The sequence below is a fragment of the Amycolatopsis sp. SID8362 genome, assembly GCF_010550475.1.
GTDB lineage: Bacteria > Actinomycetota > Actinomycetes > Mycobacteriales > Pseudonocardiaceae > Amycolatopsis > Amycolatopsis eburnea.
The window spans coordinates 1-8,100 of the sequence record NZ_JAAGNB010000246.1; the positions used below are offsets into that span (position 1 = coordinate 1).

Here is an 8,100-nt window from a genome sequence, read left to right on the forward strand (position 1 = left end):
TGCCGCTCGGCGCGGGGCGCGCGGTGCGGGTGGCCGCGACTGCGCTGCACGGCGTCGGCGCCGAGACGCTGCGCGCGGCGTTCGAGCGGGCCGGGTTCACCGACCTGCACCTGGTGACCGCCCAGTCCACTCCGGACCCGGACTTCCCCACGGTGTCGTTCCCGAACCCGGAAGAACCGGGCGCCACGGACCTGCTGCTGGCGCTGGCGTCCGATGTGGACGCCGACCTGGCGATCGCGCTCGACCCCGACGCCGATCGCTGCGCCCTCGGCGTGCGCGAGCGCGACGGTTCGTGGCGGATGCTGCGCGGCGACGAAACCGGCGTCCTGCTCGGCTCGTACGTCCTGTCCACAGTGGACCGCACGCTGCTGCCGGACCCGCTGGTGGCCACCACGATCGTCTCGTCGTCGATGCTCGGCGAGATCGCGAAGGCCGAAGGCGCCCGCTACGCCGAGACGCTGACCGGGTTCAAGTGGCTGGTGCGCGCCGGCGAAGGGCTGGTGTTCGCCTACGAAGAGGCACTCGGCCTGTGCGTGAACCCGGGTTTCGTGCGCGACAAGGACGGCATCGCCGCCGCGACGCTGGCCGCCGGGCTCGCCGCGCAGCTCAAGGCGCAGGGCCGCACGCCGCTGGACGTGCTCGACGAGCTGGCGCAGCGCCACGGCGTCCACCTGACCGACCAGGTTTCCCTGCGCGTCACCGACCTCGCCGTCCGCGGGCAGCTGATGGCGAAGGTGCGGCAGTCTCCGCCGTCGCTGCTGGGCGGTGCCGAGGTCGCGCTCGAGGACCTGCTGCCGGACGCGGACGTCGTGCGCCTGTCCGGCGACGGCGTGCGCGTGGTGATCCGGCCGTCCGGCACCGAGCCGAAGCTGAAGGCGTACCTGCAGGTGGTGGCGCCGGTCACCGGCTCGCTCGCGGACGCGCGCGGGGCCGCGCAGGAGCGGCTGGTGGCGGTGCGGGCCGACGTCGAGGAGCTGCTCGCCTGATGCCGCGGCTGCTGATCGTGCACCACACGCCGTCGCCGTCGACGCAGGCGCTGTTCGAGGCCGTGCTCGCGGGGGCGACGCACCCGGACGTCGAGGGGGTGGAGGTCGTCCGCCGCGCGGCACTGGCGGCGACCGTCCCCGACGTCCTCGAAGCGGACGGCTACCTGCTGGGCACGCCGGCGAACCTGGGCAGCATGAGCGGCGCGCTGAAGCACTTCTTCGACACCGTCTACTACCCCTGCCTGGACACGACGCGGGGTCGCCCGTTCGGGTACTGGATCCACGGCGGCAGCGACACGTCGGGGACCGAACGGCAGCTGCGCGCCATCACCACGGGCCTGGCGTGGACCCAGGCGGCGGCGCCGGTGATCAGCACGGGCGAACCGGACAAAAAGACGCTGGATGCGTGCGTGGAACTGGGCGGCACGCTGGCCGCGACCCTGCTGGACTGAGGGAAACCCGGAAAATAAGGGGGCCTGTCACCGGAAGCCCTGGGGGTCGACCTCCGGCAACAGGCCGTGGCCAAGGGATCCTCCCGAGGGCGATCGACCTTGGCCTGTGCAGCGTACTACAGACCGCCGATCATGACGAGCCGGAGGCGCGACAAGCCCCTCGTCCAGCCGTTCCGTACACCCCCAGGGCACGGATCGCCGGACGAGAGGCGTGCCAACTGTAAACCACTGCATACGATAGCTGTCAACGTGTGCGTACAGTGGTTTCCCGGCTAGAATTTTCACGGCGGAAACCTAGGGGGCGGGGATGGCACGGGAACGCACCTTCGCGGAACGGCTGAGTGCCCTGATCGACGCGGCGCGGCTGGACGGCCGCGCGCCGCACAGCTACCGGGAGATCTCCGCGGCCGTCGAGCGCGCGGGCGGGCCGGCGATGTCGCCCGCCTACCTGCAGCAGCTGGCGACCGGGAAGCGGGTCAACCCGAAGATCCACTACGTCGAAGCGCTGGCCCGGCTGTTCGGCGTGCCGGTCACGTACTTCTTCGACGAGGAAGCGGCCGCGCCCCCGGCGGGCGAGGCCCAGCTGATGGCGATGCGGGCGCAGGAGCTGTCGCCGCAGGGCCGCCGTCAGGTGATGGACCTTCTGGACCTCGTCGAGCGCTACGAGCGGGCCGAACGCGAGGGCCGGAACCCGGAGGACGCCGCGCGATGAAGGAGCGGGAGCTGCGCCGCCGGTGCCGGAAACTGCTCAAGGACCTCGACATCGGCCCCCCGCTCGACGTCGAGGTGCTGTGCGCGCGGCTGGGTGAGCAGCGCGGCAAGCCGATCCGGCTGATGGCGTACCCGCTCGAAGTGCCCGGCCCGTTCGGCTGCTGGATCGCGACGTCGTCCGCGGATTACATCTTCTACCAGGCCGAAACGACGAAATCGCACCAGGACCACATCATCCTGCACGAGCTCGGCCACATGCTGGCCGACCACCACCCGCACGGCGACGCCGAGCCGGCGGACTTCCTGCGCGGCCCCGCCCCGGACCTCGACCCGGATGCCGTGCACCGCGCCCTGCGCCGGTCGTCCTACGATGACGCGCACGAGTGGGAAGCCGAGACCGTCGCGACCATCATCCTCGAGTGGGCGTCGGTCCTGAACTACACGATCCCGCGGCGCGCCGCGGACCGGGATCTCCGCCGGATCCAGGGGGCGCTCGGCGATCACCAAGGGTGGTTGTGAGCACACTTTTCAGTCCGGTGAACGTGGTGGCACTGGTGCTGTTCGCCGCCGCGCTCGCGTGGCGGATCTACCAGGTCACGCGTGCGCCGACGGTGCCGAACTGGGCCGTGACGGCGTGCGTCGCCGGCTTCGCCGCGGCGTTCCTGCTGCAGCAGACGGCGATCTCCGACGAGGTGGACGCGCTCCTCGGCCGCGGCGCGGCGCGGGTGGCGAACAACGCGCTGCTGGCGTGCGGCATCTGCGCGCTGGTGGTCTTCTTCCTCGGCTCGGCGCTGGGCCCCCGCCGGTACCGCCGGGTGACGGCCGAGCTGGTACCGCTGGTGGCGGCGATCACGCTGATGATCGTCGCGATGGCCGTGACGCCGCCGGAGCTGCGCGGCCTCCCGCTGGGGCCGTCGACGGTGCACGACAGCGGGATCGCGCTGTTCTACCTCGGCGCCGGGGTGTACCTGATCTACGGCCTGATCGCATGCTCGGCGTGGATCCTGCGGTACCTCAAGGTGGCCGACCGGAACCTGCGGATCGGGCTCAAGCTGAGCGCGATCGGCATGGCCGCCGCGGCGGCGGGCAGCATCTTCCGCGCGCTGTACGTCGTGGTGGCGTGGGCGTTCGGACCGGTGGTGAAGGTCCTGCTGCTGCTCGGCGTGCCGTTCGTGATCATCGGCGGCGTGCTGTTCCTGGCCGGCGTCACCTACCCGGGCGTGCGGGCGCGGCTTTCGGCGTTGCGTCGCCGCCGCCAGCACCGGCGCGAGCACCAGGCCCTCGCTCCACTGTGGACGGCGCTGGTCCACGCCTTCCCGAGCATCGTCCTGCGCACACCGCCGCGGCGCGACCGGTTCTCCCCGCGCGGCGTCCACCGCGTGCACTACCGGCGGGTCATCGAGATCCGGGACGGGCTGGTCCAGCTGTCGCCGTACCTGGCGGCGGACTTCGGCGAGACGGTGGCGACGGACCCGGCCGCCGCGGCGGCCGCGTTGAAGGCGGCGCTGGCGCGGCACGCGGCGGGCGAGGAGAACGACGGCCGCGCCAAGCAGGTCCTGCCGGCCCACGCGGACGACATCGAATCCGACGTCCGGCCGCTGCTCGCGCTGTCGGCGGCGCTGGAGTCGTGACGTGGACACGCTGATCACGGCCCGCCGGGTCCTGCCCCGCCCGTCGGCCCCGGTGCGCGACGGCGCCGTGCTGATCCGCTACGGCGTGATCGTGGCGGCGGGCGCGCGGGCGGACGTCGTCGCGCAGGCCGCCCCGGACGCGGTTCGCCACGACTTCCCGACCGGGACCGCGCTGGCCGGGTTGTTCAACGCCCACGTGCACCTGGCTTTCGACGCGTCGCGGGAGATGCTGGCGCACTTCGAATTTCCGTTGTCGGACGCGCGTTCGCGCTTGACGTCGATGTTGCGCAGCGGTGTGACGACGGTCCGGGACCTCGGCGACCGGGGTCATCTGGGCGCGGCCGTGCGGTCGTCGTTCGCGGGCGAGGTGGCGCCACGGCTGCTGGTGTCGGGCCCGCCGTTGACGGTGCCGGACGGTCACTGCCACTTCTTCGGCGGCGCGGTCACTTCGGACGCGTCGATCCGCGCGCTGATCGACGCGAACGCGGCGGCGGGCGCGGACGTGATCAAGGTGATGGCGAGCGGCGGCCAGATCACCGAGGGCGGCGCGGACATGTGGGAGTCGCAGTTCTCCTCGCGGGAGCTTTCGGTGATCGTCTCGCACGCGGCTGCCCACGGGTTGCCGGTGGCGGCCCACGCGCACGGCGCGGACGCGATCGCGGCGGCGGTTTCGGCCGGGGTGTCGACGGTGGAGCACTGCAGCTTCCTGACCGGACCGCGGACGTTCGACCGGCGGGACGCGGTGGCCGCGCGGATGGCCGCGGCGGGGATTTCGGCTTGTTCGACGAGCAGCCGGAACTGGCGGGTGATCGTCGAGAAACTGGGCGAGCCGGCGGCGACGGCGATGTACGGGCGGTTGCCGTGGCTGGAGGAGCACGGGGTGCGGTTGCTGGCCGGGACGGACGCGGGGTTGCCGGGGTCGGTGTTCGACGATCCGGTGGGGGCGTTGGAGTTGTACGAGTGGCTCGGGTTTTCGCGGCGGCGGATTCTGGAGATCGCGACGTGCGATTCCGCGGAGGGTCTCGGTTTGGGTGAAGTGACCGGGCGGCTTGAGGCGGGGTTGGCGGGGGACGTGCTCGTTGTCGAGGGGGATCCGCTGGCGTCGCTGGGCGCGTTGCGTAATCCGCTGCTGGTGCTGGCCCAGGGGCGCGCCGCCACGTAGCCCGAGACTGCAGGGTGACCGGTCGTTCTGTTTCAGGCCCGACCGGTCGTTCTCCCCGCAGCCCGACCGGTCGTTCTGCCAACGCGCAGCGTGACCGGTCCTTCTCCCGTAGCGAGACCGTTCGTTCTCCCTGCAGCATGATCGGTCGTTCCGCCAGCACAGGGAGGGACCGGTCATTCTCCCCTACGGAACGACGGGTCGTTCCGCCAGCGCGGGAACGACCGGTCGTTCCCTCTCCGGCACGACCGGTCGTTCTGCCGGCGCGAGGCGGGACCGTTCGTTCTCGCCACAGCAAGACCGGTCGTTCTCGACGTAGCACGACCGGTCGTTCTTCCTGAAGCCTGACCAGTCGTTCTCCCTGTGACCCGACCAGTCGTTATCCCGCAACCCAGCAAGACCGTTCGTTCTCTCCCCGGAAAGACCGATCGTTCCACCTCTGACATGATCGGTCGCTCTCCCTCTAACCGCGAACGGACCGTTCGCACCACCCCACCTCCCCAATCGGGGAATGCCCAGTTCGATGACAGCGTTTTAAAACAGTGTTACAGTAAGCGCCACCCAACCCGAGGAGTCCCCGATGCACGGCCCCACCCAGCTCTTCACGGTGATCGCCCTGATCTCACTCCCCACCGTCATGTACGGCGGCTACGCCCTCATGGGCGTCCTGAGAGACCGCAAACTCACCGACCACCAGCGAGCGATGTTCCGAGCCGGCCACGCCCACGCCGGCGTCCTCCTGGTCCTCGCCCTGGTCACCCTGCAAATCCTCAGCCGCACAGCACTGACCGACCCCACCCTCTGGACCACGTGCTTCCTGCTCCTCTTCGGCATCCTCGCCCAGTCCGGCGGCTTCTTCCTCCACCTCCTCCCGAACCGGAACAAGCTCGGCAGCCGCGTCACGACCACCGGCGCGCTCCTCCTCGCCGCCGCGATGCTGCTCACCGCCTATGGGGTCGCCTTCGCCTGACGAACCCGGTCGTTAAGCTTGAGGACGTGCCTGAATACCTGCCGACCGCGCCCTACAAGGGGACCCGGGACTTCCTGCCCGCCGAAATGTCCGTGCGGACCCAGGTGTTCGGTCATCTCTACGACGTCCTCGAGCGCCGCGGTTTCCTCCGCTACGACGGGCCGATCCTCGAGTCCGCCGAGATCTACGAGCGGAAGTCCGGACAGGAGATCGCGGACAAGCAGCTCTACACCCTCACCGACAAGGGCGGGCGGCGGCTGGCGCTGCGCCCCGAAATGACGCCGTCGGTGGCGCGGATGATCGCCGGGAGCGCGAAGTCCCTCTCCTTCCCCGTCCGCTGGTACAGCCACCCGAACTGCCACCGCTACGAGGCGCCCCAGCGCGGGCGCGTGCGGGAGCACTGGCAGATCAACGCCGACATCTTCGGGTCGGACAGCGCCAACTGTGAGATCGAGATCTTCGAGCTGGTGCACGACCTGATGACCGCGCTCGGGGCGACGCCGGACATGTTCGTGCTGCGCGTCAACGACCGGAACCTGCTGACGTCGGCGCTCACCGACGTCGCGGGGGTGTCCGAGGACCACCTCGCGCAGGTGTTCGCGCTGGTCGACCGGTGGGAGAAGTACCCGCGGGAGAAGCTCGCCGAGAGCGCCGGCGAGATCGGGTTGTCGGACAAGCAGTTCGAAAAGCTGGCCGAGACGCTCGACATGGGCGAGGCACTGCTCGACGAGATCCCCGCCGAAGTCCGGGAACAGTCGAACCTGGTGAAGGTGCTCAACAGCAGTGCCAAGGACCTGGTGAAGTACGAGCCGATGATCGTGCGCGGGCTGGCGTACTACACGTCGACCGTGTTCGAGGTCTTCGACACCTCGCCGGAGAACCGCCGCGCGCTGTTCGGCGGCGGGCGGTACAGCGACCTCGCGTCGATGTTCACGCCGCAGCAGATCCCGGGGATCGGCTTCGGCATGGGCGATGTCACGCTGATCGACTTCCTCACCACCCACGGCCTGACACCGGCGCCGCGCAGCGAGGTCGACGTCATGGTCATCCCGGTGACGGAGGACCTCGCCGACGAAGCCCGCACGGTCGCGCGGTCGCTGCGTGCGGCGGGCCTGCGGACGTCGACGCCGATCGAGCACCGCAAGCTCGGCAAGGAGCTGACCCGCGCGGACAAGGCGGGCGCGGCCGCGGTCGTGATCGTCGGCCAGGAGGACTGGGCGGCCGGCAACGTGACGGTCCGCAGCCTGGCCACGCGCGAGCAGAACCCGGTCGCGATCGCGGACGCCGCCGCGGCGGTCCAGGCGCTACTGGCCTGAAATCGGCTCGACACCCCTGCCACGCTGAAGGGGTGTTCGATTCGCCGCTGTCGCAGGAGGAGCTGGAGTCGCTCGCCGGGGGTGACGTCCGCCGGTGGGCGGACTTCGACCTCGCCGTGCGGCGCTGGTGGCGGCCCACCCTCCGGTTCCGCACCGCCGACCTCGGCCGCCGGCTCCGGCGCGAGGTGCTGGCGGAAGCCGCCTGCGACGGAAGCGGGTGGGTGCGGCAGGCCGCGGTCGAGCGGCTGGCGGCGAGCGACGATCCGGAAGCGTTGCCGCTGCTGCTGATCCGCTGCGTCGACTGGGTGGAGCCCGTCCGGGAGGCGGCGCGGAAAGCCGCGCTGTCCAAACTGGACGAACGCTCCCTCCGCGAGCTGCTGCCCCTGATCGGCGTCCTGCGCCGGCGGCAGGTCGACGGCTGGATGACCAATCTGTTCCGCGACAACCTGCCGCTCCTGCTCGACGCCGCGCTGGCGCTGGAAGACCGGAAAGCCGCCGCTGGGCCCACGAAACAGCGCTCGACCTGATCCCCGCGAACGCCTCCGCCGCATCGCCCGGCGGGACCGCGACCTCGTGGTCCGGGCGCTGTGCGGCAACGCGCTGCTCGACCGCGGCGAGTTCGTCGAAGAGCTGCTCGACGCCGGCCCGCCGAAGGTCCGCATGCGCGCGCTGACGCTCGTCGACCAGGCCACCGTCGAAGCCCACCTGGCAGACCGCTCGTCGGCGGTCCGCACGATGGCCCAGTTCCTCGTCCGCCAGGCAGGCGGCGACCCCGCCGCGCGCTACCGCGCGCTGCCCATCTCCCTCGGCGCCGTCGCGGGTCTCGGCGAGACCGGCACCGCGGCCGACGCCGGGCGGCTGGAACAGCTCCTCGC

General features: G+C 71.1%; 8 protein-coding genes and 2 pseudogenes. All 10 read left to right on the forward strand.

Going from position 1 to position 8,100, the window contains the following annotated elements; genetic code table 11:
* A pseudogene (locus G3I65_RS08455) lies at positions 1-986 on the forward strand (phospho-sugar mutase); the annotation flags it as partial.
* Positions 986-1,438 carry a flavodoxin family protein gene (locus G3I65_RS08460; protein ID WP_160695597.1) on the forward strand — a complete coding sequence of 151 codons (453 nt, stop codon included), beginning with the start codon at positions 986-988 and terminating at the stop codon, positions 1,436-1,438. The pseudogene G3I65_RS08455 and the gene G3I65_RS08460, both read left to right, overlap by 1 nt.
* A gap of 307 nt (positions 1,439-1,745) precedes the next feature.
* Positions 1,746-2,150, forward strand: a complete 405-nt coding sequence (locus G3I65_RS08465) for a helix-turn-helix transcriptional regulator (RefSeq protein WP_125307300.1) — start codon at positions 1,746-1,748, stop codon at positions 2,148-2,150.
* Positions 2,147-2,668 (forward strand): hypothetical protein, encoded by a 522-nt coding sequence (locus tag G3I65_RS08470; RefSeq protein WP_160695598.1) that lies wholly within the window; start codon positions 2,147-2,149, stop codon positions 2,666-2,668. Before G3I65_RS08465 ends, G3I65_RS08470 begins: the two co-directional genes overlap by 4 nt.
* On the forward strand, positions 2,665-3,780 hold the full coding sequence (locus G3I65_RS08475) for an MAB_1171c family putative transporter (protein WP_160695599.1): 1,116 nt from the start codon (positions 2,665-2,667) through the stop codon (positions 3,778-3,780). Before G3I65_RS08470 ends, G3I65_RS08475 begins: the two co-directional genes overlap by 4 nt.
* Position 3,781: 1 nt before the next feature.
* The gene (locus G3I65_RS08480; protein ID WP_160695600.1) at positions 3,782-4,942 is read left to right on the forward strand and encodes an amidohydrolase family protein; all 1,161 of its coding nucleotides are present in this window, start codon (positions 3,782-3,784) and stop codon (positions 4,940-4,942) included.
* Between the two features lie 577 nt (positions 4,943-5,519).
* The gene (locus G3I65_RS08485) at positions 5,520-5,909 is read left to right on the forward strand and encodes a hypothetical protein (RefSeq protein WP_160695601.1); all 390 of its coding nucleotides are present in this window, start codon (positions 5,520-5,522) and stop codon (positions 5,907-5,909) included.
* A 26-nt stretch (positions 5,910-5,935) separates the two neighbouring features.
* Positions 5,936-7,225 carry a histidine--tRNA ligase gene (gene hisS / locus G3I65_RS08490; RefSeq protein ID WP_160695602.1) on the forward strand — a complete coding sequence of 430 codons (1,290 nt, stop codon included), beginning with the start codon at positions 5,936-5,938 and terminating at the stop codon, positions 7,223-7,225.
* A 32-nt stretch (positions 7,226-7,257) separates the two neighbouring features.
* Entirely contained in the window at positions 7,258-7,752 is a 495-nt protein-coding gene (locus G3I65_RS08495; protein ID WP_160695603.1) for a HEAT repeat domain-containing protein, read from the forward strand.
* Between the two features lie 46 nt (positions 7,753-7,798).
* Positions 7,799-8,100, forward strand: a pseudogene (locus tag G3I65_RS08500) (hypothetical protein); the annotation flags it as partial.

Bases quoted from the DNA above. Each gene is read 5' to 3' on its own strand.
- G3I65_RS08460 (WP_160695597.1), top strand. From the start codon at position 986: ATGCCGCGGCTGCTGATCGTGCACCACACGCCGTCGCCGTCGACGCAG.
- G3I65_RS08465 (WP_125307300.1), top strand. From the start codon at position 1,746: ATGGCACGGGAACGCACCTTCGCGGAACGGCTGAGTGCCCTGATCGAC.
- G3I65_RS08470 (WP_160695598.1), top strand. From the start codon at position 2,147: ATGAAGGAGCGGGAGCTGCGCCGCCGGTGCCGGAAACTGCTCAAGGAC.
- G3I65_RS08485 (WP_160695601.1), top strand. From the start codon at position 5,520: ATGCACGGCCCCACCCAGCTCTTCACGGTGATCGCCCTGATCTCACTC.